General features: G+C 65.9%; 24 protein-coding genes. 17 read left to right on the top strand and 7 right to left on the bottom strand.

Going from position 1 to position 25,982, the window contains the following annotated elements; translation table 11 throughout:
- Window positions 1-22 precede the first annotated feature (22 nt).
- Window positions 23-1,198, bottom strand: a complete 1,176-nt coding sequence (locus LCI23_RS09635) for a dienelactone hydrolase family protein (RefSeq protein WP_224946241.1) — start codon at window positions 1,196-1,198, stop codon at window positions 23-25.
- A 178-nt stretch (window positions 1,199-1,376) separates the two neighbouring features.
- Window positions 1,377-2,741 carry a peptidoglycan DD-metalloendopeptidase family protein gene (locus LCI23_RS09630; protein WP_224946240.1) on the bottom strand — a complete coding sequence of 455 codons (1,365 nt, stop codon included), beginning with the start codon at window positions 2,739-2,741 and terminating at the stop codon, window positions 1,377-1,379.
- A gap of 147 nt (window positions 2,742-2,888) precedes the next feature.
- Between LCI23_RS09630 and tyrS the strand changes: the two genes are divergently transcribed.
- The 10 genes from tyrS to ruvB all read left to right on the top strand — a co-directional run bounded on the left by tyrS (window position 2,889) and on the right by ruvB (window position 11,728).
- Entirely contained in the window at window positions 2,889-4,151 is a 1,263-nt protein-coding gene (gene tyrS / locus LCI23_RS09625; protein WP_224946239.1) for a tyrosine--tRNA ligase, read from the top strand.
- Window positions 4,148-4,615 (top strand): D-aminoacyl-tRNA deacylase, encoded by a 468-nt coding sequence (gene dtd, locus LCI23_RS09620; protein WP_224946238.1) that lies wholly within the window; start codon window positions 4,148-4,150, stop codon window positions 4,613-4,615. The genes tyrS and dtd overlap by 4 nt, the downstream gene beginning before the upstream one ends.
- Window positions 4,616-4,665: 50 nt before the next feature.
- Window positions 4,666-5,328 (top strand): YbhB/YbcL family Raf kinase inhibitor-like protein, encoded by a 663-nt coding sequence (locus LCI23_RS09615; RefSeq protein WP_224946237.1) that lies wholly within the window; start codon window positions 4,666-4,668, stop codon window positions 5,326-5,328.
- Between the two features lie 36 nt (window positions 5,329-5,364).
- Window positions 5,365-6,033, top strand: coding sequence for a histidine phosphatase family protein (locus LCI23_RS09610; protein ID WP_224946236.1), 669 nt, complete (start codon window positions 5,365-5,367; stop codon window positions 6,031-6,033).
- Window positions 6,034-6,262: 229 nt separating this feature from the next.
- Window positions 6,263-7,276, top strand: a complete 1,014-nt coding sequence (gene dusB / locus LCI23_RS09605) for a tRNA dihydrouridine synthase DusB (protein WP_235584393.1) — start codon at window positions 6,263-6,265, stop codon at window positions 7,274-7,276.
- A gap of 97 nt (window positions 7,277-7,373) precedes the next feature.
- Window positions 7,374-7,607, top strand: coding sequence for a helix-turn-helix domain-containing protein (locus tag LCI23_RS09600; RefSeq protein WP_027865797.1), 234 nt, complete (start codon window positions 7,374-7,376; stop codon window positions 7,605-7,607).
- A gap of 101 nt (window positions 7,608-7,708) precedes the next feature.
- A complete protein-coding gene (gene purH, locus LCI23_RS09595) occupies window positions 7,709-9,307 on the top strand; it encodes a bifunctional phosphoribosylaminoimidazolecarboxamide formyltransferase/IMP cyclohydrolase (protein ID WP_224946234.1) in 1,599 nt (532 codons plus the stop codon).
- A 191-nt stretch (window positions 9,308-9,498) separates the two neighbouring features.
- Window positions 9,499-10,035 carry a crossover junction endodeoxyribonuclease RuvC gene (gene ruvC / locus LCI23_RS09590; RefSeq protein ID WP_224946233.1) on the top strand — a complete coding sequence of 179 codons (537 nt, stop codon included), beginning with the start codon at window positions 9,499-9,501 and terminating at the stop codon, window positions 10,033-10,035.
- A 29-nt stretch (window positions 10,036-10,064) separates the two neighbouring features.
- Window positions 10,065-10,643: a Holliday junction branch migration protein RuvA gene (gene ruvA / locus LCI23_RS09585; RefSeq protein WP_224946232.1), complete on the top strand. Its 579-nt coding sequence runs from the start codon at window positions 10,065-10,067 to the stop codon at window positions 10,641-10,643.
- A 17-nt stretch (window positions 10,644-10,660) separates the two neighbouring features.
- Window positions 10,661-11,728 (top strand): Holliday junction branch migration DNA helicase RuvB, encoded by a 1,068-nt coding sequence (ruvB, locus tag LCI23_RS09580; protein ID WP_224946231.1) that lies wholly within the window; start codon window positions 10,661-10,663, stop codon window positions 11,726-11,728.
- Between the two features lie 174 nt (window positions 11,729-11,902).
- On the opposite strand, the gene LCI23_RS09575 is transcribed toward ruvB, so the two are convergent.
- Window positions 11,903-12,634, bottom strand: a complete 732-nt coding sequence (locus LCI23_RS09575; protein ID WP_224946230.1) for a PEP-CTERM sorting domain-containing protein — start codon at window positions 12,632-12,634, stop codon at window positions 11,903-11,905.
- Window positions 12,635-12,896: 262 nt separating this feature from the next.
- On the opposite strand from LCI23_RS09575, the gene LCI23_RS09570 reads away from it, so the two are divergent.
- From LCI23_RS09570 to LCI23_RS09560, 3 genes are read left to right on the top strand one after another with little or no spacing between them, the layout of a single operon-like run.
- Window positions 12,897-14,687 carry a CIA30 family protein gene (locus LCI23_RS09570; RefSeq protein WP_224946229.1) on the top strand — a complete coding sequence of 597 codons (1,791 nt, stop codon included), beginning with the start codon at window positions 12,897-12,899 and terminating at the stop codon, window positions 14,685-14,687.
- Between the two features lie 16 nt (window positions 14,688-14,703).
- Entirely contained in the window at window positions 14,704-15,825 is a 1,122-nt protein-coding gene (locus tag LCI23_RS09565; protein ID WP_224946228.1) for a sensor histidine kinase, read from the top strand.
- Window positions 15,822-16,427 (top strand): response regulator transcription factor, encoded by a 606-nt coding sequence (locus LCI23_RS09560; protein ID WP_224946227.1) that lies wholly within the window; start codon window positions 15,822-15,824, stop codon window positions 16,425-16,427. The genes LCI23_RS09565 and LCI23_RS09560 overlap by 4 nt, the downstream gene beginning before the upstream one ends.
- 34 nt (window positions 16,428-16,461) lie before the next feature.
- Here LCI23_RS09560 and LCI23_RS09555 read toward each other — a convergent pair whose 3' ends face one another.
- Complete coding sequence (locus tag LCI23_RS09555; RefSeq protein WP_224946226.1) at window positions 16,462-16,872, bottom strand: hypothetical protein; 411 nt, start codon at window positions 16,870-16,872, stop codon at window positions 16,462-16,464.
- A gap of 198 nt (window positions 16,873-17,070) precedes the next feature.
- On the opposite strand from LCI23_RS09555, the gene LCI23_RS09550 reads away from it, so the two are divergent.
- Together LCI23_RS09550 and LCI23_RS09545 are read left to right on the top strand one after the other, a co-directional pair.
- Window positions 17,071-17,481, top strand: coding sequence for a MerR family transcriptional regulator (locus tag LCI23_RS09550; RefSeq protein WP_224946225.1), 411 nt, complete (start codon window positions 17,071-17,073; stop codon window positions 17,479-17,481).
- 2 nt (window positions 17,482-17,483) lie between these two features.
- On the top strand, window positions 17,484-19,751 hold the full coding sequence (locus tag LCI23_RS09545; protein WP_224946224.1) for a VIT domain-containing protein: 2,268 nt from the start codon (window positions 17,484-17,486) through the stop codon (window positions 19,749-19,751).
- A gap of 19 nt (window positions 19,752-19,770) precedes the next feature.
- Here LCI23_RS09545 and LCI23_RS09540 read toward each other — a convergent pair whose 3' ends face one another.
- On the bottom strand, window positions 19,771-20,112 hold the full coding sequence (locus tag LCI23_RS09540; protein ID WP_224946223.1) for a multidrug efflux SMR transporter: 342 nt from the start codon (window positions 20,110-20,112) through the stop codon (window positions 19,771-19,773).
- 35 nt (window positions 20,113-20,147) lie between these two features.
- Entirely contained in the window at window positions 20,148-20,594 is a 447-nt protein-coding gene (locus tag LCI23_RS09535; protein WP_224946222.1) for a DUF2147 domain-containing protein, read from the bottom strand.
- Between the two features lie 198 nt (window positions 20,595-20,792).
- Here LCI23_RS09535 and LCI23_RS09530 point away from each other — a divergent pair, with 198 nt between their 5' ends.
- On the top strand, window positions 20,793-21,770 hold the full coding sequence (locus LCI23_RS09530; RefSeq protein ID WP_224946221.1) for a hypothetical protein: 978 nt from the start codon (window positions 20,793-20,795) through the stop codon (window positions 21,768-21,770).
- A gap of 28 nt (window positions 21,771-21,798) precedes the next feature.
- Entirely contained in the window at window positions 21,799-22,758 is a 960-nt protein-coding gene (locus LCI23_RS09525; RefSeq protein ID WP_224946220.1) for a hypothetical protein, read from the top strand.
- Window positions 22,759-22,967: 209 nt separating this feature from the next.
- Here LCI23_RS09525 and LCI23_RS09520 read toward each other — a convergent pair whose 3' ends face one another.
- Entirely contained in the window at window positions 22,968-25,778 is a 2,811-nt protein-coding gene (locus LCI23_RS09520; RefSeq protein WP_224946219.1) for a valine--tRNA ligase, read from the bottom strand.
- Window positions 25,779-25,982 lie beyond the last annotated feature (204 nt).

The following is a 25,982-nucleotide window of genomic DNA, read 5'->3' as shown; positions in this document are numbered from 1 at the left end:
ATCGGTGGATTTGCCCATCCGCTCACGGAGGCAACCATGGACGCGCCGCGAAAAACTGGCTGTGGACGCTGTGCCGGGGCATGCCGAGCTGTTCGGGCTTCTGCATCAGATAGGCGAAGCCTTCCCGGTCGCCCTTCAGGGCGCCGTTCAGGAAGTGAAGGACATAGCGCGCACTCTGCGCATAGGATTGGGCCACTTCATCACGGGTGTAATCGCCGAAGTCGAGCGGATCGAGGCGCAGGTAGCTGCTGCCGAAATACACGTGTTCCATCGCGTACATCGTCAGCAGGTAGACGTCGGCGCCCGTCATCTTCTGCAGGATGCTGCCGGAGTGGTCAGGCTTGTGCTTCAGGCCGCGCTCGAAGGGCGGCGGGCGCTGGGCCAGGTAAAGCAGGGGTGTGCGCAGCTGCGCCGGCTTCAGGTAGGGTACTTTCTCCAGCATGGCATGGCGGTAGCGCACCGTGCCGTCCAGGCAGACCAAAGCCTTGATGCGCTCGTCCTGGGCCGCGGCCAGCACATTGGCCATGCCGCCCCAGGAAAAGCCGGCGACCGCCAGGCGGCTGGTGTCGGCCTGGGGCAGCGACTGGGCATAGCCGACCAGGAAACGGATGTCGGCCGCCTGGGTCTCGGCATGTGCCAGGTCGTCCTTCTGCCAGCGCCCGTCCACGCCCAGTGCCGGGCTGGCAATCACGACATAGCCGTGGCTGGCCAGGAGTTCCATCATCTCGGCATTCTCGAACACATTGCTGCTCAGGCTAGGCGAATAGATCACTACCGGGTACTTGCCCGGCAGCGCCTTCGCCTCGCGCACGGCCCAGCGCACGTGCCTGCGCTCCGCAGCGATCTGTTCAGTGGATCGACCTTCGGTGACGATCCTCAGCCATTCCGCGAGCACCTTGTCCCGCTCGGCAGGGGAGCGGTCGAAATCGTCGTCCCAGCCCAGCAACTGGAGATAATCGTCATAGCGCATCGCCTGCCCGCCTTTGACCGCCGGATACCAGATGGCGGTCTGGATCGGGCGTGGCTTGCGTGCACCGGCCGGCGCGCCCGCAGGATAGCTGCGACTCGGATCCACCTGCCCGAGCACGCGGAAGCCCACCGCGAAGCTGCCCGGCTTGTCATGGAAGGGAAAAGCCTGCTGGGCATGGGATGGTGCGCCGATGAGAACGAGCAGGATGATGCCGATGAGCCTGAGCACGGTAAGCCTCCAATAGTGTTGGTCTTTTCTTACTCTAGCATTGAAGGACAATGCCAAGTAACAAAAATTCCATGCAATAGCAAAATAATTGCTATTGCATGGAAGGGCTTATCGACCCCTTAACAAAACGCCCCGCGGCATGCTCGATGCGGCGGGGCGTTGAATGAAGCGAAAGCGCTTAGTGGGCAGCCATCGCATTGCCGCTCGGTGCGAGCAGCGAGAAGCGGTGCTTCATGTCGGCGGCGGCCATGCGGAAACGGGCCGCTTCGGCCTGGTTCAGCGGCTGCTGGACCAGCGACTTCAGCTTGCCCGGATCCTGGGCCTGGCCGGCTACGCGGAACTCGTAGTGCAGGTGCGGGCCGGTCGACCAGCCGGTCGAGCCGACGTAGCCGATCACTTGTCCCTGGCTGACCTTGGCGCCCTTGCGCATGCCCGGCGCGATGCGGCTCATGTGGGCGTAGGCGGTGCTGTAGCTCGACCAGTGCTTGAGGACGACCTGGTTGCCGTAGCCGCCGCTGTTGCCGGCGAAGTCGACGGTGCCGTCGGCCGAAGCGCGGATCGGGGTGCCTTGCGCGGCGGCGTAGTCGACGCCCTTGTGCGCCTTCCACTTGCCCGATAGCGGATGCACGCGCATCGAGAAGCCGGAAGAGATGCGCGAGAATTCCAGCGGGGACTTGAGGAAGGCCTTCTTCAGCGCCTTGCCGTCCAGGCTGTAGTAGCCGCCCTGCTTGGTGACCGGGTCTTCGTACCAGACCGACTGGTAGGCGACGCCACGGTTGACGAACTCGCCTGCCAGGATGCGGCCGGTCTTGACCAGTTCGCCATCGAGCCAGAAGGTCTCGTACACCACATTGAACCTGTCGCCGCGCTTGATGTCGGAACGGAAGTCGATGTTGGTCGAGAACATCTCGATCATCTGGCTGACCACCGAGTCCGGCATGCTGCCGCCATCGACATTCGAGTCGGTGGCCGAGTACAGCGAGCTGGCGATGACGCGCGAACGCATCTCGACGCGGCGTTCCAGCTTGGCTGGCGCATCGGTGGCGACGAAGCGGTCGCCCTGGCGTTCGACTTCCACCTGGCGCGCTTCGCCAGCCTTGCCGTCGGCGATCACGGCGCGCAGCGACAGCAGCAGGCCATTCTCATCGGTCTCGGCCTGGATGCGCTTGCCGGTCTTGAGCGACAGCAGGCGGCGGGCGGTCTTGTTGGTACGGACGAATTTCTGGGCATCGGCGTCATCGACGCCAAGGCGGGTGAACAGGGAACCGAGCGAATCGCCGGGGCGGATACGCTCTTCACGGATGAATTGCTGCTCGTCTTGCTGGAGGGCGGCGATCTGGTCTGCCAGGTTCGGCAGTTCCAGGGATTGCTCGATCGACCTGACCGGCATATCCGCCACGTCGGGAGCGATCGGGGCCACTGCGACGGCACCGAAGGCGCACACGCTCAGGAGCGCGGCGCCGGCGCTGAGGATACGCGCCTTGCGGGTCCGCGGCACCAGCTGGAGCAGGCTTTGACGGGTGATTTTCTGTATAGGGTTCATGCAATCAGTTAAAATTTGCGGCTGAACTTCCACGACCGAATCTTTTATGTGTCTGCAAAGTTTTCTGCAGGAAACATAAAAACGATCGTGAATTATACCAAAAGATCTGGTCCTACAACCGTTTTAGCTTATTTCCTACACGAATTTATGACTTCCATTGCCTCGTCCGGTAAGGGCGCCCCGGTGACGTCTTCCGCCCCTATGCCATTGACCGACAAGGTGCAGGAAGCACTGGCCATCGCCAAGCGCGGTGTCGATGAACTGCTGATCGAAAGCGAATTCGCCCAGAAACTGGCCCGTTCCGAACAGAGCGGCAAGCCGCTGCGCATCAAGCTGGGCCTGGACCCGACCGCGCCCGACCTGCACCTTGGCCACACCGTGGTGCTGAACAAGATGCGCCAGCTACAAGACCTGGGTCACCAGGTGATTTTCCTGATCGGCGACTTCACCTCGATGATTGGCGACCCGTCGGGCCGCAATGCCACCCGCCCGCCGCTGACCCGCGAGCAGGTCGAGGAAAATGCCATGACGTATTTCCGCCAAGCATCGCTGGTGCTGGATGCCGCGCGCACGGAAATCCGCTACAACTCCGAATGGTGCGACCCGCTGGGCGCGCGCGGCTTGATCCAGCTGGCCTCGCGCTATACCGTGGCCCGGATGATGGAACGCGACGACTTCACCAAGCGCTACAAGAGTGGGACCCCGATTGCGGTCCATGAGTTCCTGTATCCGCTCATGCAAGGCTATGATTCCGTCGCCCTGCACGCGGACCTTGAGCTGGGTGGAACGGATCAAAAATTCAACCTGCTGGTCGGCCGCGAGCTGCAAAAGGATTATGGCCAGGAGCAGCAGTGTATCCTGACCATGCCCCTGCTCGAAGGCCTGGATGGCGTCGAGAAGATGTCCAAGTCGAAGAACAACTATATTGGCATCACGGAAGCGCCGAACACCATGTTCGCCAAGCTGATGAGCATCTCGGACGAGATGATGTGGAAGTACTACGACCTGCTGTCCTTCCGATCGATCGGCGAGATCGCGCAGGTCAAGGCGGAAGTGGCCGGCGGCGCCAATCCGCGCGATGCGAAAGTTGCACTGGGCAAGGAAATCGTCGCGCGCTTCCATTCGGCGCAAGCCGCCGAGGATGCGCTGGCCGACTTCGTCAACCGCGCGAAGGGCGGCATTCCGGACGACGTGCCGGAAGTCAGCCTGTCCGGCGCGCCGCTGGGCGTGGCCCAGCTGCTGAAGGCCGCCGGCCTGTGCGCCTCGACCTCGGAAGCCATGCGCATGGTCGACCAGGGCGGCGTGCGCATCGACGGCGCCGTGGTGGGCGACAAGGGCTTGCAGGTCGCGGCCGGCAGCTTCGTCATACAGGTGGGCAAGCGCAAGTTCGCGCGCGTGACGCTGGCATGATTGCCCTGTTGCAGCGCGTCAGCGAGGCCAGCGTGCGCGTCGACGGCGACACCGTCGGCGCGATCGGGGCCGGGCTGCTGGTGCTGGTGTGCGCCGAAAAGGGCGATACCGAGCGGGAAGCCGAGGCGCTGCTGGCCAAGCTGCTGGGCTACCGCGTGTTCCCCGACGCGGCCGGCAAGATGAACCGCAGTCTCGCCGACACGGCCGGTGGCCTGCTGCTGGTGCCGCAGTTCACGCTGGCGGCCGACACGAAGTCCGGTACCCGGCCGTCGTTCTCGCCGGCCGCCGCGCCGGAAGACGGACGGCGCCTGTTCGAGCATGTCGTGCGACAGGCGCGCGGGCGTCATGGCATTGTCGAAACCGGCAAATTCGGCGCCGACATGAAAGTTTCACTTGTCAACGACGGCCCTGTGACTTTCTGGCTGCAGGTTGATCCGGTCGCGGTTTCCGTCGCAGGCCGATGAAACCCGCGCCGTCAACGAAGGTCAATACGATGAAGGGGCAGGGAGGACGTATGCGAATCTGGAGCGAGTCATTCACCGAGGGCGGGGTCATTCCGCCCGCCTGCGCGTTTGCCGTGATCGATCCCGGCAGCCACGTCAAGCTGTCCAGCAACCGTAGTCCGCACCTGGCCTGGGCTGACGTGCCGGACGGCGCCAAGTCGCTGGTGCTGATCTGCCACGACCCCGATGTCCCCTCCGTCGGCGACAAGGTCAACCAGGAAGGCAAGACGGTCCCGGCCGCGCTGCCGCGGGTGGATTTCTTCCACTGGTCGCTGGTGGACATCCCGGTCTGCCTGGAATCGCTGGCCGAGGGCATGTTTTCCGACATGGTCACGCCGCACGGCAAGACCGGTCCCCTGGTCCCCTTCACGATCAAGAACGGTACCGAGCACCAGTTGCGACAGGGAGTGAACGACTATACCGGCTGGTTCGCCGAAGACCCGACCATGGCCGGCGAATACTATGGCTATGACGGTCCATGCCCACCCTGGAACGACGAGCGCGTGCATACCTATGTGTTTACGCTGTATGCGCTCGACATCCCGCGGCTGCCGCTGGTGGGGCGGTTCACCGGCGCCGAACTGCGCCTGGCGATCCGCGGCCATATCCTCGACGAGGCACGCACCTTCGGCGTGTACTCGCTCAATCCCGCCGTCGCGGCGACACTCATCTAGAAAATAGCGCCCCGAGGTTCGGGCGAACGAACCTTCATGCTTTTGAATGACAAGGCAGGCTTGCCTGCCACCATCCTCCTGATCCGCCATGGCGAAACCGCCTGGAACGCCGACAAGCGGCTGCAGGGGCACCTCGACATCGCCCTGAACGCCGAGGGCGAACGCCAGGCGGCGCTGCTGGGCGCCGCCCTGGCGTCCGAGCCGATCGACCACATCGTCTCCAGCGACCTGCTGCGCGCGCGCCAGACCGCCGAAGCGATCGCGCGCCGGCGCGGCCTCGCCATCGGCATCGATCGCGCCCTGCGCGAGCGCTGCTATGGCGGCTTCGAGGGCTTGTTGTACAGCGAGATCGCTTCCCGTTTCCCGCTCGAGTTCGCCGCCTGGCAGGCGCGCGACGTCGATGCCGCGCTGCCGCTCGGTGCCAACCGTGGCGAGAGCTTCCGCCAGTTCTTCGGGCGCACTATGCGCGCGATCATGGCGCATGCGGCGGCGCACCCGGGCCAGACCATCGCCCTGGTCGCGCATGGCGGGGTGCTGGAATGCGCCTACCGGGCCGCGCTCGGCCTGCCGCTGGAAACCCCGCGCGACTTCAAGGTGCTGAACGCGAGCGTGAACCGGTTCGTGGCGGAGCAGGGCCGGCTGCGCCTGCTGAGCTGGGGCGAAGTGGCCCACCTGCAGCCGGCGGTGCTGGACGATATTGGCTGAGCGGCGCGCGTGAAACACGCGGGCGGCTTGCCGTGCCGGTGCGCGCGGCGGCCGCCCCTACGCCTACTGCCGCCGCCTGCCAATATCACACACGCAACAATACCAAAAATTCTGCCGCTATTTTGAGCAGCGAATAAGGTAAAATAATAGGTTCCCCGAGAAACTTCCATGATCGCCCGCTGTGCAAATCGGTCCTTATATCCTGCGTAACAATGTCTTCGTCGCTCCCATGGCCGGGGTGACGGACCGCCCGTTCCGCCAGCTGTGCAAGCAGCTGGGCGCGGGCTACGCCGTGTCCGAGATGGCGGCCTCGAACCCGCGCCTGTGGGCCAGCGAAAAAACCTCGCGCCGCATCGACCACGCCGGCGAAATGGAACCGAAGGCGGTACAGATCGCCGGTGCCGATCCCCAGGACCTGGCCGACTGCGCCAGGTTCAATGTCGAGCGCGGCGCCCAGATCATCGACATCAACATGGGTTGCCCGGTAAAAAAGGTGTGCAACAGCTGGTGCGGTTCGGCCCTGCTGCAGCACGAAGACCTGGTCGAGCGCATCCTGCACGCCGTGGTCGAGGCGGTGGATGTGCCGGTCACCCTGAAGTTCCGCACCGGCTGGGACCGGCAAAACAGGAACGCCCTGAACATTGCCCGCATGGCCGAGCAGGCCGGCATCCAGATGCTGACCCTGCACGGCCGCACCCGCGCCGACGGCTACAAGGGCGAAGCCGAATACGACACCATCCGCGCGGTGAAGGCGGCGGTGGGTATCCCGGTGGTGGCCAACGGCGACATCACGACACCGGAAAAGGCGAAATTCGTGCTCGACTATACCGGTGCGGACGCGGTGATGATCGGCCGCGCCGCCCAGGGCCGTCCCTGGATCTGCCGCGAGATCGACCATTACCTGCGCACGGGCGAGCATTTGCCGGCGCCGCTGGTCGAAGAGGTACGGGCCCTGATGAACGAGCACCTGCCGGCGCACTACGCCTTCTATGGCGAATACGTCGGGGTGCGCACGGCCCGCAAGCACATCGGCTGGTATGTCGAGGACTTGCCGGGCGGCGAAGCATTCCGCCAGCGCATGAATCTGTTGGAATCGACTGCCGAGCAACTCGCGGCCGTCGACGCGTTTTTCAAATCGCAACACCAGTATGGCGAGCGGTTACAATACCGGCCCGCGCTTTCGGCCGAATCGTCGGCCACTTCTGCCGGCGCGCATCTCGACCATCCTGCGATGGCGGCCTGAAGGCGTAATAACAAGCAGTGCACAAGAATCAGAATAAAACGGGGACGCGCTGCGCCAGCGGCGAGCAATCATTAACCAGGATGAAGCAGCAGAGAACATGAGCAAAGAAAGTATCCAGGAAGTCGTCCAGAAAAGCCTCGAGGACTATTTCAACGATCTGGGCGAGCAGAAACCGACCAACATCTACGACATGATGGTGCTGACGGTGGAAAAGCCGGTCCTTGAAGTGGTCATGACGCGCGCCGATGGCAACCAGTCGCACGCGGCGCAGATGCTGGGCATCAACCGGAACACTTTGCGCAAGAAACTGCAGGAGCACGGGCTCCTCTAGGCTTCACTGCATGGCATGGCCGTGTTCTGGAGCGCGGCCTGGTCGCCGTGCGCCCGCCCCGTCCTCCGGGGGCGCCAGAATTCTCAACAACAGGCCTCACCATGATCAAACAAGCACTGATTTCCGTTTCCGACAAAACCGGCGTCCTTGATTTCGCCAAGGCACTGTCGGCGCTTGGCGTCAACATCCTGTCCACCGGCGGTACCGCAAAGCTGCTGCAGGAAAATGGCGTGCCAGTCACTGAGGTTGCCGACTACACCGGCTTCCCGGAAATGCTGGACGGCCGGGTCAAGACCCTGCATCCGAAAGTCCACGGCGGCATCCTGGCCCGGCGCGACCTCCCGGAACACGTCGCCAAGCTGGAAGAACATGGCATCCCGCAGATCGACATGGTCGTGGTCAACCTGTATCCCTTCCAGCAGACCGTCGCCAAGGATGCGTGCGCGCTGGAAGACGCGATCGAGAACATCGACATCGGCGGCCCGACCATGCTGCGCTCGGCGGCCAAGAACCACCGCGACGTGGTCGTGATTGTCGATCCAAGCGACTACGGCGTGGTATTGGCCGAAATGAAAGGCGTCGGCAACGCCGACGCGGTGGGTGGAGCGCCGGTCAGCTACGAAACGAAATTCCGCCTGGCCAAGAAAGTGTTCGCCCACACCGCCCAGTACGACGGCGCGATCACCAACTATCTGACCAGCCTGGGCGAAGACCGCCAGCACGCGACCCGCTCCAGCTATCCGCAGACCCTGAACCTGAGCTTTGAAAAGGTGCAGGACATGCGCTATGGCGAGAACCCGCACCAGGGCGCCGCCTTCTACCGCGACCTGGTGGCGACCCCGGGCGCGCTGGCCAGCTACCGCCAGCTGCAGGGCAAGGAACTGTCGTACAACAACATCGCCGACGCGGACGCGGCCTGGGAGTGCGTCAAGACGCTCGGTGGCCTGGGCCAGCCGGCCGGTTGCGTGATCGTCAAGCACGCCAATCCCTGCGGCGTGGCGATCGGCGTCGATGCGCTGGATGCCTACACCCGCGCCCTGCAGACCGATCCGACCTCGGCTTTCGGGGGCATCATCGCCTTCAACGTCGAGGTCGATGGCCGCGCGGCGCAGGCGCTGTCGAAGCTGTTCGTGGAAGTGTTGATCGCCCCGCGCTTCACCGAGGAAGCGCTGCAGATCATGGCCGCCAAGCAGAACGTGCGCCTGCTCGAGATCCCGCTGGGCGAGGGCCAGAACGCCTATGACCTGAAACGCGTGGGCGGCGGCGTGCTGGTGCAGGCGCCCGATGCGAAGAACGTGGGCCTTGGCGAACTGCGCGTGGTCAGCAAGAAGCAGCCGACCCAGCAGCAGCTGCAGGACCTGATGTTCGCCTGGCGCGTGGCCAAGTTCGTCAAGTCGAACGCGATCGTGTTCTGCGCCAATGGCATGACCCTGGGCGTCGGCGCTGGCCAGATGAGTCGCATCGACTCGGCGCGCATCGCTTCGATCAAGGCGCAGAACGCCGGCCTGTCGCTGAGTGGCTCGGCGGTGGCGTCGGACGCTTTCTTCCCCTTCCGCGACGGCCTGGACGTGGTGGTCGATGCGGGTGCGACCTGCGTCATCCATCCGGGTGGCTCGATGCGCGACCAGGAAGTGATCGATGCGGCCGATGAGCGTGGCGTGGTCATGCTGTATACCGGCACCCGCCACTTCCGTCACTGATCCGGTAGGGTGGGCAGGTCTCCTGCCCACGCGTCCGACGCACGCTGGAATGGACGCGCTCCGGTTTTCACACGTCGTCCGAACGCGTGGGCGGAAAATCCGCCCACCCTACGTGGCAACATTGAGCGCGCACTGTGTTTTTGCACAGTATTTTTTCCCACGAACCTGCGCCAGCCGTATATCATTCCACAATGATTATTCTCGGCATCGACCCAGGCCTGCGCACGACGGGCTTCGGCGTCATTGAAAAACACGGCAGCAAGCTGCGCTACATCGCCTCCGGCACCATCAAGACCGGTACCGAGGGCGCCTTGCCGCCGCGCCTGAAGGTGATCCTGAACGGCGTGGGCGAAATCGTCGCCGCCTACCAGCCGGCCTGCGCGGCCATCGAAAAGGTCTTTGTCAACGTCAATCCGCAGTCCACATTGCTGCTGGGCCAGGCGCGCGGCGCGGCCATCACGGCCCTGGTCGGCGCCGACCTCGACGTGGCCGAATACACGGCGGTGCAGGTCAAGCAGGCCGTGGTCGGCACCGGCAAGGCGGCCAAGGCCCAGGTGCAGGACATGGTCTCGCGCCTGCTCAAGCTGCCCGGCCTGCCCGGCACCGACGCCGCCGACGCCCTCGGCGTGGCGATCTGCCACGCCCACAGCATCGATACGCTGTCGATGATCGGCGCGCTGGCGCCCACGACCGCCACGCTGCGCATGAAGCGCAGCCGCCTCGTTTAAGAACATAGGAACGCACACAGGAACATGCGATGATCGGCCGTCTCTCCGGAACCCTGCTCGAAAAAGCGCCGCCCCACGTGCTGGTGGACTGCAACGGCGTCGGCTATGAAGTCGACGTCCCGATGAGCACCTTCTACAACCTGCCGCACACGGGCGAGAAAGTGGTCCTGTTTACCCACCTGATCGTGCGCGAGGATGCGCACTTGCTGTTTGGCTTCGGCAGCGCCTCCGAGCGCGCGCTGTTCCGCCAGCTGATCAAGATCACCGGCATCGGCGCGCGCATGGCGCTGGCCATCCTGTCGGGCATGACGGTGGCCGACCTGTCGCAGGCCGTCACACTGCAGGAAGCAGGCCGCCTGGTGAAGATCCCCGGCATCGGCAAGAAGACCGCCGAGCGCCTGCTACTGGAACTGAAGGGCAAGCTCGGCGCCGACATCGGCGTGGTCGGCGGCGCGGTGCGCGACGACGCCCAGGCCGACGTGCTCAATGCGCTGGCCGCGCTTGGCTACTCCGACAAGGAAGCGCTGCTGGCGACCAAGAACATGCCGGCCGGTAGCAGCGTCTCCGATGGCATCAAGTTCGCCCTCAAGGCCCTGTCGAAAGCATAACGAGGTTAACAAGCAGCATGAGCATCCAGACCGACAACTTCACCGAGCAGCGCGTGATCGACGCCGCGCCGGCCTCGCCCAACGAAGAGGCGATCGAGCGCGCCCTGCGGCCCAAGCAGCTGGACGAATACGTCGGCCAGGCCAAGATCCGCGACCAGCTCGAAATCTTCATTTCCGCCGCGCGCAAGCGGCGCGAAGCGCTCGACCACACGCTGCTGTTCGGCCCTCCGGGCCTGGGCAAGACCACGCTGGCCCACATCATCGCGCGCGAGATGGGCGTGAACCTGCGCCAGACCTCCGGCCCGGTGCTGGAACGCCCGGGCGACCTGGCCGCGCTGCTCACCAACCTCGAGCCGAACGACGTGCTGTTCATCGACGAGATCCACCGTTTGTCGCCGGTGGTCGAGGAGATCCTGTACCCGGCGCTGGAGGACTACCAGATCGACATCATGATCGGCGAGGGCCCGGCCGCGCGTTCCGTGAAGCTCGACCTGCAGCCGTTTACGCTGGTCGGCGCCACCACCCGCGCCGGCATGCTGACCAATCCGCTGCGCGACCGCTTCGGCATCGTCGCGCGCCTCGAGTTCTACAACGTCGAGGAGCTGACCAGGATCGTCAGCCGCAGCGCCGCCCTCCTGGCGGCCCCGATCAACGAGGACGGTGCGCGCGAGGTGGCCAAGCGCGCGCGCGGCACGCCGCGTATCGCCAACCGCCTGCTGCGCCGCGTGCGCGATTACGCGGAAGTGAAGGGCACCGGCGAGATCACGGTGGACATGGCCGACCGCGCGCTCAAGATGCTCGACGTCGACACGGTCGGCTTCGATGTCATGGACCGTAAACTCCTGGAAGCGGTGCTGTTCAAGTTCGCCGGCGGTCCGGTCGGCATCGGCAACCTGGCCGCGGCGATCGGCGAGGCGGCCGACACCATCGAGGACGTGCTCGAACCCTACCTGATCCAGCAGGGCTACCTGCAGCGCACGCCGCGCGGGCGGATCGCCACGCCGCTGGCGTATCAACACTTCGGCGTCACGGCGCCGCGCATCAGTCCGACGGGGGATTTGTGGGATAGTTTGCCGCCTGCCTGAGAGGCATCCAGTAGCGGCTCAGGCCTCAATTTCGTCCTGCTGAATACAATCGACTGTCCCAGCATAGCCTTTGTATGGAACAAAGGCCAGCTGCGCTGAGGAACCTGATCGCACGAAGCTAACAACTTAGCTTGTACAAGTCAGCCTAGATTAAGTGGGTTCCCGTCACGGAGTTCAACTTGCTAAGTATGCCGACTTGCGGTACTTGCGGTCGGCATTAATAGCAAATAACCCTAGCCATATCAGAAGGATAGTGCTTGGTTCCGGTACAGCCGTTGTCGACGCTAGTTCCAGTGATGTAAATGCTGCTGATGCGTGCACCTGACTACCGTCGCTTCTCCGCAGCCATGCGTAGTCGATGCTAGCATAATGAAATGCGTCGAGGTTAAGCGACCGCGGCATCGTTCCCACACTGAACGCGAGGCCTGAGCGGTCCATCAGGCTTACGGTGGTCGATTCAAAGGTCAAAGGGTCCCAACCACGACTCAGGCTCATATAGAAAACATCGAAGCCCTGCCCAGCCGGTCTATTCGCGACTTGAAAATGGCTGTTGCGGAAAGTAGGATCGGACTGAAATTGATAACCGTCATGATCAAATATCAGCGCTAGCTCGTTCATACCAGCACCCCCGTAGACCAAGTAGGAGCCGCCCGCCGGCTGTTCGGGTTGAAAATACGGCGACAGCGCTGTATTTGTGTCATAGGTTAGTTTCCCATGAATTGTATTACCCATTGCCATCTGACGGCCTGACATGCTGCTCGCGTCTACGTTGTGAATTTGTTGGCTGGTCCCATCATATTCAAACATTGAAGTGACAGTCGCGGTGAAGTTGTAAGTTATAACAGCGCTTTGTGCTGTAGGAACCGCAGCAATAGCTAATGCAATAACGATGAGCAGCCTGAGCATAAGAGATTTCCGGTTGTTTAATGTTTCATTTTAACCAATTAAATAGTTGTAGGTAAACATGTTAATCGACTGTAGGTAAAAATGGCATGCTCTCCGCAATTGCGCAGGATCGCTATGTAGTTTTAAAAGTGCTACGCGAAGGAGGTGATAGTGGATAAAGCTGAATGGATGACAATTGTCATGCCAATCTGCTGGCACCCGCTTCTACCGTCATCACCGCCGTTTTCGCATACTGGCTTCACATCCATCCTGCGAGGAAGCCATGCAACCCACCGCCCTGAAAACCCTGTCCACTGCCGCCATCCTGATGCTGGCCGCTTGCGCCAACGCCGCTCCCACCCTGGTCAAGGACGTGCGCGTGTTCGACGGCGAGCGCGTGCACGAGCGCCGCTCGGTCCTGTTCGACCAGGGCGTGATCGTCGACGCCGACTTCCGCGGTCCGGCGCCGCGCGATGCGCGCATCGTGGAGGGCGCCGGACGCACGCTGCTGCCGGGCCTGATCGACGCGCATACCCACGCCTTCCGCTTCCACGAGCTGCCGGTGCTGTTCGGCGTGACCACCCAGGTCGACATGTTTACCGAAGTGAACATGATGAAGCAGGCCAGGCAGGACATGGCGGCAGGCGGCAGGCACGCCCATGCCGACCTGTTCTCGGCCGGCACCCTGGTGACCGCGCCGGGCGGACACGGCACCCAGTTCGGCATCGCGATCCCCACCATCACGAAGCCGGAAGACGCCCAGGCCTTCGTCGACGCCCGCATCGCCGAGGGCTCGGACTTCATCAAGATCGTGATGGAAGGCGGGCATGGCTACAAGCCGCTCGACCTGGCGACCGTGCGCGCGGTGATCGCGGCGGCCCACCTTCGCGGCAAGCTGGCCGTGGTCCACATCGGCAACGAGCGGGACGCGCGCGCCGTGCTGGAGGCGGGCGCCGACGGCCTGGTGCACCTGTTCAGCGGCAGCGCGGCCGATGCGCAAGGACTGGCGCGCCTGGCCCGTGCCAAGGGGGCTTTCGTGATCCCGACCTTTGCCGTCCTGGAAAGCATGGCCGCCTACCGCGGCGACGACCTGCTGGCCAACCCCGCTTTCGCCGCGCTGCTGGACAAGGACGCGCAGGCGCCATTGAAGGCGCGCTACGGCAATGAAGCCAGGCCGGACCTGCTGGCCGCCCCGAAGGCGGTGACCGCGGCGCTGGTGAAGGCGGGCGTCCCGGTGCTGGCCGGAACCGATGCCGGCAATCCCGGCACCCAGTACGGCATCAGCATGCACCGCGAGCTGGCGGCCCTGGTCGAAGCGGGATTGAGCCCGGCGCAAGCCCTGGCCGCCGCCACCAGCGCGCCGGCCAAGGCGTTCAGGCTGGGCCAGCGCGGTCGCATCGGCAAGGGCTACAAGGCCGACCTGCTGCTGGTGGAGGGCAACCCGGCGGCCGACATCCTGGCCACCCGCCGCATCGTCGAGGTGTGGAAGGATGGCGAGAGCGCCCGCGCCCTGGCCGACGACCAGCGCCGCCAGGTGGCCAGGGCGGCGCAGGGAGCGCAGCCATTGCAGCTGCCACCAGACGGGCGCATCAGCCTGTTCAGCGAACAGCGCCTGGCCAGCCCGTTCGGGATGGGATGGGGACCATCGACCGACAGCTTCGCCGGCGGCAAATCCACCGTGAAGCTGGCCGCGCAGCCGGCGCTGCCGGACGGCCAGGTGCCGCTCGCGATCGATGCGACAGTGGCGCCAGGATTACCGTTCGCGTGGGCCGGGGTGGCCTTCATGCCGGGCGCGCAGCCGATGCAGCCGGTGAACCTGGCGGCCGCGAAGATGGTGCGCTTCAGGGTGCGCGGGGACGGCAAGACCTACCAGATGATCGCCATGGCCCAGGGCGTGCAGATGCCGGGCGCGAAGCCCTTCACGGCAGGGCCGGAATGGACCGAGGTGACGATTCCCTTCAGCGAGCTGAAAGGCATCGATCCGGCCGCCGTCACCATGTTAGGATTCAACGCCGGCCCGCAGCCGGGCGACTATCGCTTCGAGATCGCCGACGTGCGCCTGCTGGACCGCTAACAGGAGCTCCCGCGACATGAACAGGATCAGTCAGCTGCTGGCAGGACCATGGCTTCCGCCGGAGCACGGCCGGATGCCGTATTTCTGGCTGCTGAGTCTTGCCTACATGGGCTGGAAGTACGCCTACGTGACGCCGGGCGCGCTGGAGCTGGCCATGCTGGTCCTGACGCTGGCCGTGTTCCTGCCCCTGTACCTCGCCAGCTACTGGGCGCGCGGCTGGCAGGTATGGGCCTGCATGCTGGCCGGCTGCCTGCTCGGCGCCGCCTGGGTGCGCTGGCACCCGGGTGCGGCCACCTTCTTCATCTTCGCCTGCGCCATGGCCGCCGGCATCGAGCGCATGCAGCACGCCATGCTGGCGATCGGTGCCGTCATCGCGTTCGGCCTGCTGGTCTCGCTGCAGGCCGAGGGCAACATGCGCTTCATGTTCCTGATGCCGATCCTGACCGCCGGCCTGCCGGTGGGGGTGGGCGCCGTCATGGATGCGCGCCTGCGCCGCTCGCGCCAGGCGCTGGTGCGCAAGCAGGAAGAGGTCGAGCACATGGCCACCATCGCCGAACGCGAACGCATCTCGCGCGACCTGCATGACCTGCTCGGGCATTCGCTGTCCCTGATCGCGCTGAAGGCGGAACTGGCGCGCAAACTGGCGCACCGCGACGCCGATGCCTGCGCGCGTGAAGCCGCCGACATCGAAGCCAGCGCGCGCCAGGCCCTGGCCGAGGTGCGCGCGGCCGTCACCGGCTACCGGGAAAAGGGCCTGGCCAGCGCGCTGGCGAGCGCGCGCGCCAGCCTGGCGGCGGCCGACGTGCGCCTGGAAGAAAAGCTCGAGCGCGTGGAACTGGCGCCGGCCGCCGAGAACGTGCTGGCGCTGGCCCTGCGCGAAGCCGTCACCAATATCGTGCGCCACGCCGGCGCGCGCCGCTGCCGCGTGTCGCTGGCGCTGGAGCAGGGCCTGGCCGTGCTGCGCATCGCCGACGACGGCCAGGCGCGCAGCGAGGCCGACATCCGGCACGGTAACGGCTTGTCCGGCATGCGCGAGCGGGTCGCCTCGGTCGGCGGCAGGCTGGCGCTGCGCGCCCAGGGCGGGCTCGAACTCGAATTGCGGGTGCCGGCCGCCATCCCTCAAGGAGCTCACCGATGATCCGCATCCTGCTGGCCGAAGACCAGGCCCTGGTACTGGGGGCGATGGCCGCGCTGCTCAGGCTCGAAGCCGACTTCGACGTGGTCGGCACCGCCACCAACGGGCGCGAAGCCCTCGACCTGTGCGAGCGGCTGCGGCCCGACATCGTCCTGACCGACGTCGAGATGCCGTTGATGACGGGGCTCGAGCTGGCGGCCCAGCTGCAGGAGCGGCGCCTGGCTGCGAAGGTGATCGTGGTGACCACGTTCGGGCGCAGCGGCTACCTGCGGCGCGCGCTGGAAGCGGGCGTGCGCGGCTACCTGCTCAAGGACGCGCCGGTGGACGCGCTGGCGGCCGCGATCCGCGCGGTGCACGGCGGCGGCAGGGCGATCGCGCCCGAGCTGGCGCTGGAGAGCTGGAGCGGCGGCGCCGACCCGCTCACCGAACGCGAACGGCAAGTGCTGCGGCTGGCCGGGGAAGGGCGGGCCAGCGCCGACATCGCGCGCCAGGTACACCTGTCGGAAGGAACGGTGCGCAACTACCTGTCCGAGGCGATCAGCAAGCTGGGTGCCGCCAACCGGGTCGAGGCCTACCGCATGGCACGCGACGCCGGCTGGCTGTAGTTCCCGCGGCGCCGGGGGCCAGCCGGGCCCGGTCCTAGCGCAGGCTTGCCAGCTGCGGACGGCGGCGGGCACGCAGCCGCCCCGCGCTCGGTTCCTGCAGCAGGGGCGCGATCAGCGCCACCAGCACGACCATCGTAAAGCCGATCAATCCCGCACTCATCCACATGGCCAGCGGCTGAGTGCTGATCCACAACGCCAGCACGCCGGCCAGCAGGGGCGCCAGCAGCAGCTGCACGCACTGCTGGGTGAGCGCGGGCGAGAGCCGGCCGTGGTGGACCTTGAGCGCGATGAAGAAAAAGCTCAGCGCGGCCAGCAGCAGCGGCGCCGGCAGGGCGGCCGCGCTGTCCATGCTGTGGAAGCCGACACCTTTCGGGAACAGCAGGGCAGGCGGTACGACCAGCACTGCCATGCCCGCCGACAGGCAGGCGAGACGCAAGAGGATCATGGTGGTTCTCACTCCGGATGCTTGTGCGTGTAACGCAACAGTGAGGGCAGGATAGCGAAGCTGACGCCCGTGCGGCGCGCGGGAGGGGCCTTGTCGGACCAGGGCCAGCCGGCAGCGCCCTGTGCCGGTGCCACCGATTTATATTGACAGTGTCACTGTTATTAATTACTGTATATAAATCGACGAACCGGAGATCCCGTGGACACTGAAGACCGCCCTGGCTTCACCCTGGACGAGCTGTGCGCCCTGACGACGCTCGGCAAGCGCACCGTGCGCTACTACATCCAGATCGGCCTGCTCGACCGCCCGGAAGGCGAGACGCGCGCGGCCCGCTACAGCCAGCACCACCTGGAAACGCTGCTGAAGATCCGCCGCTGGTCCGAGGCCGGGCTTTCGCTCGAGCGCATCCGCGAACTGCTGGCAGGCGGTGACGCGCCGCCGCCGCCGCGCCGCCATGGCGAGATCGAGGTGTGGAGCCGGATGGCGCTCGCCGACGGCGTCGAAGTCAGCCTCGATCCCGCACGCGCCGGACTCACGCCGGAACAGGCGCGCCGCTTCTTCGCGGACGTCCTGTCCGCCTTCGAACACATCCAGCAACAGGAGCCATGAGCATGAGCGCCATTTCGCCCAGCTGTCTCGAGAACGTCCCCGCCTTTCGCGAAGCCGGCCGCCCGTCGGGCTGCCAGCCCGTCCTGCAATCCGTGCAGGCCCGGGGCACCGTGCATGGCCTGCTGCTCGAGGTGTCGATCGAGCAGGCCTATATGAATCCCGGCAGCGTGAACATCGAGGCCGTGTACAGCTTCCCGCTGCCGCCGGGGGCGGTCCTGCTCGGCCTGGAATTCGAACTGGGCGGACGCCGGCTGCAGGGCAGGGTGGCCGAGCGGCCCGACGCGGAAGCACGCTACGAAGCCGCGCTGGAGGCGGGCGACACGGCCGTGCTGCTGGAACGCGCCACCGACGGCCTGTACACGGTCAATGTCGGCAACCTGCTGGCGCGCGAGACCGCCGTGGTGCGCCTGCGCTATGCGCTGCTGCTGTCGCTGCGCCAGGGCCAGGTGCGCATCACGCTGCCGAGCGTGGTGGCGCCGCGCTTCGGTGACCCGGCGGCGGCGCGCCTGCGCCTGCACCAGGTGCCGCTGCAGGACGTGCGCGCCAGCTACGCGTTCGGCCTCTCCCTGCGCCTGCATGGCCCGCTCGCCCGTGGCGAAGTCAGCTCGCCCTCGCACGCGCTGGCGGCGCGCCACGCGGACGGACATTTCGACATCAGCCTGGCGCAGGGCCAGGCGGCGGTGCTCGACCGCGACTTCGTGCTGCTGGTCGACGGCCTGGCGGACAGCCCGGTCGCCACGCTCGGCCGCGATGGCGATGGCTACGTGGCGCTGGCCAGCTTCTGCCCGGCGCCGCCGTCCGCGGGCCCGGAACTGCCGCTGCGGCTCAAGATCCTGGTCGACTGTTCGGGCTCGATGAACGGCGACGGCATCCAGGGCGCGCGCAAGGCGCTGCACGAGATCCTGGCCCGGCTGGGTCCGGACGACCGCTTCAGCTACAGCCGTTTCGGCAGCCGGGTGGCGCACCACAGCCATACCCTGCTGCCGGCCACGGCGCGCAGCGTGCGCGAGGCCAGCGACTGGATCGCCGGCACCCGCGCCGACATGGGCAATACGGAGCTGCGCGAGGCCCTGCTGTCCACCATCGCGCTGGGCCAGCCGGTCGAGGCGGACATCCTCCTGGTGACCGACGGCAGCGTGTGGGACACCGACCCGCTGGTAGCGAGCGCCGCCCGCAGCGGGCATCGCATTTTCGCGGTCGGCGTCGGCGCGGCGCCCGCCGCCAGCCTGTTGCAGCGGCTGGCCAGGGACACCGGCGGCGCCTGCGAACTGGTCGGCGCCAACGAGGAGGTGCAGGCCGCGGTGCTGCGCATGTTCGTGCGCATGCGCCAGGCGCCCGCGCGCGCGGTGAGCGTGGCCTGGGACGGGCCTGGCGCGTGGCAAACCGCCCCGGGCAGCGTTGTCTTCAGTGGCGAAACGGTCCATGCGCTGGCGGGCTTCGCCGATATGCCGCCAGGCAGCGCGCTGCTGGCCTGGACCGATGGCGAAGGCAGGGCGTGCGAGCAGGCGCTGGTGTTCGACGGCGACCCGGTCGAGGGCGACACCCTGGCCCGCCTCGCCGCCGCGCAGCGCCTGGAGACGCTGCCGGCGCCGGAGCGGCACGCGCTGGCCATGCGCCATGGCCTGGTCAGCGACACGACCAGCTATCTCCTGGTGAAGGAACGGGCCGGGGACCAGCGTCCGGCCACCATGCCGCTGCTGCGCGCGGTGCCGCAGATGCTGGCCGCGGGCAGCAGCGGCATGGGCAGCGTGGCGCGCGAGGCGGGTCCACGGCAGCCGGCCGTGTGGCGGCGCGAGAGCGCGGCCGGGCAGGTGCAGGCGATGCTGCGCAACGGGGTCGAGGACTACGAGCGGCCAGCCTTCCTGCGCAGGAGCAACGAGGGCGATCCTTTCCTCTACCGTGGGCAGCTGCGGGTGTTCCTGGCCACGCACGCCGCCGCGCTGCACGGCGGGGCCGGCCCCGCCACGTTCGCCGACGTCGAGGATGCGCTGCCGGCCTCGGTGCTGGCGGAACTGCGCGCGCTGGCGGAACTGGGCTTCCCGGTGCGCGAGCTGCTGCTGTGCTTTATCGCGGCCCTGCACGCCTGCTTCCACCGCGACAGTCTGGCACTGCGCCTGCTGAAGCGGATCGGCGGCATCGGCGCAAGGCGCCGCCAGCCCGGCGAGCTCGGACGGCGCGTGGCGGCGGTCGCGAAGGGGGCGTTCGAAGCCCGCCATGGCGCCGTCGCGGCGTACGACATACCGGCGTTCCTGCGCAAGCAGGCAGATTGAAGGGCGGGCGGCCCGTTCTTCAGTGGCTGAGGCTTTTCGAGAACAGGTTGATGACGGCCACGCCCGCGATGATCAGTCCGAGGCCGGCGATGGCCGGCCAGTCGAGCCGCTGGCCATGGACGAACCAGCTGATGGTGGAAATCAGGACGATGCCCACGCCCGACCAGATCGCATACGCGATCCCGGTCGGCAGCACCTTCAGGCAAAGGCTCAGCAGGTAGAAGGAAATGGCGTAGCAGACCGCCGTGACCAGGCTGGGGACGGGCCGCGTGAAGCCGTCGGCCGCCTTGAGCGCGGTGGTGCCGATCACCTCGGCCACGATGGCGAAGGCGAGGCAGAGGTAGGCCTGGGAAAGGGACATGCGAAAAAAAAGCGGCCCGCAGGCCGCCCGGGGGATTACTGTTCGCGGACCCAGGTCTGCGAACGGCCGAACATCGGCGCGCCGATGTAGCCGCGCACTTCGAGCTTGCTGCCGTTGTCCTTCAGGGTCGCCTTGCTCTTGTAGGTCTTGCCCTTGGCCGGATCGAGGATCTCGCCGCCGGTGTACTCGTTGCCGTCCTTCTTCAGGCCGGACAGGATGGTCATGCCGATCAGCGGCTGGTCCTTGCGCGCGCCTTCGCAGGCGGTGCACTTCGGGTTCTGGTCCTGGTCGGCGGGACGGAACAGCTTTTCGATCTTGCCGGTGAGGACGCCATTGTCCTCGGTGATGCGCACCAGCGACTTCGCCTTGCCGGTTTCGTCATCGATCGTCCTCCACGTGCCCGCCGCCGAGGTGCTTTGCGCCCATGCCGCCGGCATCGCGAACATCATGGCAACCAGGCCCGCTTTCATCAGTTGTCGCATCTTGGTGTCTCCAGAATCGTTATTGGTATTGCAGAGTGTAGCAAACAGTGCCCGCTTGGTGCTTCGCCGAATCCGAGGATGTCTTCGAATTGCCACGGACGCGCGGATCGGCTGTCTTGACAATGTTGCGACATTTTGATGACATCTCGTCATTTTGATGCCGATACAATGCCGCTTTTTCGTTGAGGATCCAAGACCGTGAAGCGCCTTTCCCGCATTCCCTCGCTGCTGCTGGCTGCTCTGCTCACTGCCCTGCTGGCCGCCGGCGCCGCCCATGCCGGCACGCCCTCCCTGCCACCCGTGATGACCGTACACGACCTGGCCGGCCCCTTCGCCGACGTGTGGGCGCGCAACGTGGGCAAGCCGGACGAGGCCTTCCTGCGCGACTTCAAGACCAGCGTGGCGGCAAAATTCCCGGCTTTCTATGGTGTCGGGCGCTACGAGGGCAACAAGACCGAGGCGCAGCGCGACGCCGAGATCCTGGCGGCGCGGGCGGCGTTCCCGGCGCTGCGCGAGACCTACCTCGACAAGGTGGCCCGCTTCAAGCAGGAGCTGCCGGGCCAGATCGCCAGCTTCCGCCGCCTGTTCCCGGACTACGAAGCGAAGAACGATCTCTGGTTCATCCACTCGCTGGGCGAGATGGACGGCGGCAAGCGCCGCCTGGACGGCGAGCTGGTGTTCATCTTCGGCGCGGACATGATGTCCAGGAGCGGGGGCAAGTATGCCAATGCCTTCTTCTTCCACCACGAGCTGTTCCACGACTACCAGCCGATGCAATGCAAGACATGGCCGGTGTGGGCCTCGCTGTGGCAGGAAGGCATGGCCAGCCACGCGGCCAGGCAGCTCAACCCCGGCACCAGCGAGGACGAGATGATGCTGAACCTGCCGCCCAACATGGCGGCCGACACCCGCAAGCAGCTGAAACGCGCGCTCGACGACCTGTACGCCAAGCTGGACAGCACCGATCAGGACGCCTACAGCGGCCTGTTCCTGCGCCGGGGCGACCAGACCGGCATGCCGGCCCGGCGCGGCTACTATCTCGGGATGCTGGTGGCGGAAGAAGTGGGCCGCACGATGAGCCTGCAGGAGATGGCCAGGCTGCCCTGCGAGGACGTCCGCCCGGTGGTGGTGGCGGCGGTCGAGCGCCTGCGCAGCGCGCATGCGACAGCGAACTGATTACCTTTCCATCCCAACCGGAACGACCATGAAAACACTGCTTCCCCTGATCTTCGCCGCGCTGTCGGCCAGCTCCGCGGCCGCCGCCGGGCCGGCGCCCAAGGTGCACGACCTCGCCAGCACCTTTGCCACCGTGTTCGACCGCAACGCCGGCAAGCCGGAGGGGGCCTTCATCCAGGACTTCAAGGAGACGGTCGCCACGCGCTTCCCGGGCTTCTATGGCATCGCGCGCTTCCATGGCCAGCGTACCCAGGCCCAGTACGACGCCGCCCTGGCGAACGCCTACGCCGAGTTCCCGGCCATGCGCGAGGCCTATGTCAGGAAAGTGGAACGCTTCGCCGGCGAGCTGCCGGGGCACATCGCCAGCTTCCGGGCCACCTTCCCGGATTATCCGGCCACCACCGATGTCTGGTTCCTGCACTCGCTGGGCGAGATGGATGGCGGCACCCGTACCATCGACGGCAAGGTGTACTTCATCTTCGGCGCCGATGCGATGGTCAAGTACCATGGCGAGGGCGACGAGGCCGCGTTCTTCCACCACGAGCTGTTCCACGACTACCACGACATGGGCTGCCCGCGCGACAAGCGGCCGGTATGGACCTCGCTCTGGGCTGAAGGCCTGGCCACCTATGTGGCCAAGCGCATGCACCCGGACGCGGACAACTCCCAGCTGCTGCTCGACGTGCCGCGCAACCTGGTCGCCGACACCCGGCGCCAACTGGGCCGCGCGTTCGACGACCTGCACGCAAAACTGGAGAGCGAGGATGCGCTCGCCAAGGCCGGCCTGTTCCAGGGCCGTGGCGACAGCACCGGCCTGCCGGCGCGCCGCGGCTACTACCTGGGCTACCTGGTGGCGGAGGAAATCGGCAAGCGCATGAGCCTGCAGCAGATGGCGAAGCTGCGCTGCGAGGCGGCGCATACGGCGGTGGTGGACGCGGTGGACAAGCTGCGCGCCGCATCTGCATCCGGCAAGGTGGCCGGGATGTAAGGAACGCGGCCAAGGCCCGATGCCAGTCAGTGAAGGTGTATCGTAGGGTGGGCGGCTACGCCGCCCACGCGGTGATCGTTGTGGTACGAACAGTCGCACGGGCTACAGTACCGCGGTTTGACCGCGTGGGCGGCAAAGCCGCCCACCCTACGGATGAGCGGTAGCTCCCAGGTGACTGGCATCGGGCCAAGGCCGCGCTGTCAGTCGATTCAGGCTGCCGGCAATTTCGCCAGCTGCTCCTGCATCTTGGCCAGCGTCGCCGAGAAACTGGCGACGCGTTCCCTTTCCTGCTCCACCACCGCGGCCGGGGCGCGCGCAACGAAACTCTCGTTGGACAGCTTGCCGCTGGCCTTGGCGATCTCGCCCTGCAGGCGCGCGATCTCCTTCGACAGGCGCTCGCGCTCGGCGGCGACGTCGATCTCGACCTTCAGCATCAGCTTGGTGGTGCCGACGATCGACACGGCTGCCGGCGACTCCGGCAACGCGTCCACGATCTGCACTTCCGCCAGCTTGCCCAGCGACTGGATGTAGGGCGCGAAGGCCGCCATGCGGGCGCGGTCCGCCTCGTTGCCCGGCTCCACGATCAATGGCACGCGCACCGACGGCGACAGCGACATCTCGCCGCGCAGGTTGCGGGTGGCGTCCACCAGGGCCTTGAGCTGCTCCATCCAGGCTTCCGCCTCCTCGCTCACGAGCGAGGTGTCGGCCAGCGGGTAGGGCTGGACCATGATCGAGTCCCCGTCCTTGCCCGACCCTTTGCCGGCCAGCGGCGCGATCGCCTGCCACAGCGATTCGGTCACGAACGGAATGATCGGGTGCGCCAGGCGCAACACCACTTCCAGCACGCGCAGCAGGGTGTGGCGGGTGGCGCGCTGCTGCGCTTCCGTGCCCTGCTGCACCGAGACCTTGGCCAGTTCCAGGTACCAGTCGCAGTACTCGTACCAGACGAAGTTGTAGATCGAACTTGCGATGTTGTCGAAGCGGTAGTCGGCAAAGCCCTTGGCGATGTCGAGTTCCACGCGGTTCATCAGGGAGACGATCCAGCGGTCGGCCGGCGACAGGTCTTCGGCGTTCGGCTGTCCGCAGTCCTTGCCCTCGGTGTTCATCATCACGAAGCGGGTCGCGTTCCACAGCTTGTTGCAGAAGTTGCGGTAGCCTTCGCAGCGGCCCAGGTCGAAGTTGATGTTGCGGCCCAGCGAAGCGTAGCTCGCCATCGTGAAGCGCACGGCATCGGTGCCGAAGGCCGGGATCCCTTCCGGGAATTCCTTGCGGGTGGCTTTCGCGATCTTCTCCGCCGCGCGCGGGTCCATCAGGCCGGTGGTGCGCTTGGCCACCAGCGACTCGACGTCGATGCCGTCGATCAGGTCGATCGGATCGAGCGTATTGCCCTTCGACTTCGACATCTTCTGGCCTTGGCTATCGCGCACCAGGCCGTGCACGTACACGGTCTCGAACGGCACCTTGCCGGTGAAGTGGGTCGTCATCATCACCATGCGGGCGACCCAGAAGAAGATGATGTCGAAGCCGGTCACCAGCACCGAGGACGGCAGGAAGTGCTGCATGTCCTTCGTCTGCTCCGGCCAGCCCATGGTCGAGAAGGGCACCAGGGCCGAGGAGAACCAGGTATCGAGCACGTCGTCGTCGCGGCGCAGCGCGCCCGTGATGCCGGCGGCCCTGGCCTTTTCCTGTGCTTCTTCTTCCGTGCGCGCGACCACGATCTGGCCGTCGTCCGCGTACCAGGCCGGGATGCGGTGGCCCCACCACAGCTGGCGCGAGATGCACCAGTCCTGGATGTTGCCCAGCCACTGGTTGTAGGTGGTGGTCCAGTTCTCCGGCACGAACTTGATCTCGCCGTTCGCGACCTTTTCCAGCGCCACGTCGGTGATCGACTTGCCCGGGTTGAACGTGCCTTCCGGCGCCGGCTTGCTCATGGCGACGAACCACTGGTCGGTGAGCATCGGCTCGATCACGACGTTGGTGCGGTCGCCGCGCGGTACCATCAGCTTGTGCGGCTTGACCTCGGCCAGCAGGCCTTGCGCGTCGAGGTCGGCGACGATCTGCTTGCGCGCGGCGAAGCGGTCCAGGCCCTGGTACTGCGCCGGGCCGTTTTCGTTGATCTTCGCGTCCAGCGTGAAGATGTTGATCGGCGCAAGGCCGGCGCGCTGGCCGACCGCGTAGTCGTTGAAGTCGTGGGCCGGGGTGATCTTCACGCAGCCGGTGCCGAATTCCTTGTCCACGTAGCTGTCGGCGATGACGGGGATCTGGCGCCCGGTCAGCGGCAGGCTCAGGAGCTTGCCGTGCAGGTGGGTATAGCGCTCGTCGGTCGGATCGACCGCCACGGCGACGTCACCCAGCATGGTTTCCGGACGGGTGGTGGCCACGGTCAGGTGGCCCGAGCCGTCGGCGAGCGGGTAGGTGATGTACCACATCGAGCCGTCTTCTTCCTGCGAGTCGACTTCGAGGTCCGACACGGCCGTGCCCAGCACCGGGTCCCAGTTGACCAGGCGCTTGCCGCGGTAGATCAGGCCCTGTTCGTACAGGCGCACGAAGACTTCCGCCACCACTTTCGAGCGCGTCTCGTCCATCGTGAAGTATTCACGGGTCCAGTCGGGCGAGGTGCCCATGCGGCGCATCTGGCCGGTGATGGTATTGCCCGACTTTTCCTTCCATTCCCAGACCTTCTCGACGAAGGCTTCGCGGCCCAGGTCGTGGCGCGAGATCTTTTGCGCGTCGAGCTGGCGCTCCACCACGATCTGGGTGGCGATGCCGGCATGGTCGGTGCCCGGGACCCAGGCGGTGTTGTAGCCGCGCATGCGGTAGTAGCGGGTCAGGCCGTCCATGACGGTCTGGTTGAAGGCATGGCCCATGTGCAGGGTGCCCGTCACGTTCGGCGGCGGCAGCTGGATGCTGAACGACGGCTTGCCGTCCTCCATGGTGGCGGTGAAATAACCGCGCTTTTCCCACTCGGCGCGCCAGTATTGTTCAATGTCTGCGGGCTCGAAAGACTTGGCTAGTTCCATGATGTGGTGGCGTCGTAAAAGGATGCGAAACGAACATTATAGAGGAGGGCGGGGCGGATGCGGTCGCCGGCGCGGCAGTTGCGTCAAAGAAACAGCCAGCCTCTCCGCTGCTTATTTCTCATAGGAAAAATTGTATAATGCAGCGACTCGTATTTATCATTCACGGCCGATGACGCCACCGCCGCCGCCCTGGCCGGCGCATCC

Origin of the sequence: Massilia sp. MS-15 (assembly GCF_020176695.1) — a bacterium.
GTDB lineage: Bacteria > Pseudomonadota > Gammaproteobacteria > Burkholderiales > Burkholderiaceae_D > Telluria > Telluria hydrophila.
This window is presented reverse-complemented; position numbering and strand designations above follow the sequence as displayed.

What these genes read in the sequence shown, in the direction of transcription:
- LCI23_RS09560 (WP_224946227.1), top strand. Translation starts at nt 15,822, where the DNA reads ATGATCCGCATCCTGCTGGCCGAAGACCAGGCCCTGGTACTGGGGGCG.
- LCI23_RS09545 (WP_224946224.1), top strand. Translation starts at nt 17,484, where the DNA reads ATGAGCGCCATTTCGCCCAGCTGTCTCGAGAACGTCCCCGCCTTTCGC.
- ruvA (WP_224946232.1), top strand. Translation starts at nt 10,065, where the DNA reads ATGATCGGCCGTCTCTCCGGAACCCTGCTCGAAAAAGCGCCGCCCCAC.
- LCI23_RS09565 (WP_224946228.1), top strand. Translation starts at nt 14,704, where the DNA reads ATGAACAGGATCAGTCAGCTGCTGGCAGGACCATGGCTTCCGCCGGAG.
- LCI23_RS09525 (WP_224946220.1), top strand. Translation starts at nt 21,799, where the DNA reads ATGAAAACACTGCTTCCCCTGATCTTCGCCGCGCTGTCGGCCAGCTCC.
- LCI23_RS09570 (WP_224946229.1), top strand. Translation starts at nt 12,897, where the DNA reads ATGCAACCCACCGCCCTGAAAACCCTGTCCACTGCCGCCATCCTGATG.
- ruvC (WP_224946233.1), top strand. Translation starts at nt 9,499, where the DNA reads ATGATTATTCTCGGCATCGACCCAGGCCTGCGCACGACGGGCTTCGGC.
- LCI23_RS09555 (WP_224946226.1), bottom strand. Translation starts at nt 16,872, where the DNA reads ATGATCCTCTTGCGTCTCGCCTGCCTGTCGGCGGGCATGGCAGTGCTG.
- LCI23_RS09630 (WP_224946240.1), bottom strand. Translation starts at nt 2,741, where the DNA reads ATGAACCCTATACAGAAAATCACCCGTCAAAGCCTGCTCCAGCTGGTG.
- tyrS (WP_224946239.1), top strand. Translation starts at nt 2,889, where the DNA reads ATGACTTCCATTGCCTCGTCCGGTAAGGGCGCCCCGGTGACGTCTTCC.
- LCI23_RS09600 (WP_027865797.1), top strand. Translation starts at nt 7,374, where the DNA reads ATGAGCAAAGAAAGTATCCAGGAAGTCGTCCAGAAAAGCCTCGAGGAC.
- LCI23_RS09610 (WP_224946236.1), top strand. Translation starts at nt 5,365, where the DNA reads ATGCTTTTGAATGACAAGGCAGGCTTGCCTGCCACCATCCTCCTGATC.
- purH (WP_224946234.1), top strand. Translation starts at nt 7,709, where the DNA reads ATGATCAAACAAGCACTGATTTCCGTTTCCGACAAAACCGGCGTCCTT.
- LCI23_RS09575 (WP_224946230.1), bottom strand. Translation starts at nt 12,634, where the DNA reads ATGCTCAGGCTGCTCATCGTTATTGCATTAGCTATTGCTGCGGTTCCT.
- dtd (WP_224946238.1), top strand. Translation starts at nt 4,148, where the DNA reads ATGATTGCCCTGTTGCAGCGCGTCAGCGAGGCCAGCGTGCGCGTCGAC.
- LCI23_RS09540 (WP_224946223.1), bottom strand. Translation starts at nt 20,112, where the DNA reads ATGTCCCTTTCCCAGGCCTACCTCTGCCTCGCCTTCGCCATCGTGGCC.
- LCI23_RS09520 (WP_224946219.1), bottom strand. Translation starts at nt 25,778, where the DNA reads ATGGAACTAGCCAAGTCTTTCGAGCCCGCAGACATTGAACAATACTGG.
- LCI23_RS09615 (WP_224946237.1), top strand. Translation starts at nt 4,666, where the DNA reads ATGCGAATCTGGAGCGAGTCATTCACCGAGGGCGGGGTCATTCCGCCC.
- ruvB (WP_224946231.1), top strand. Translation starts at nt 10,661, where the DNA reads ATGAGCATCCAGACCGACAACTTCACCGAGCAGCGCGTGATCGACGCC.
- LCI23_RS09535 (WP_224946222.1), bottom strand. Translation starts at nt 20,594, where the DNA reads ATGCGACAACTGATGAAAGCGGGCCTGGTTGCCATGATGTTCGCGATG.
- dusB (WP_235584393.1), top strand. Translation starts at nt 6,263, where the DNA reads ATGGCCGGGGTGACGGACCGCCCGTTCCGCCAGCTGTGCAAGCAGCTG.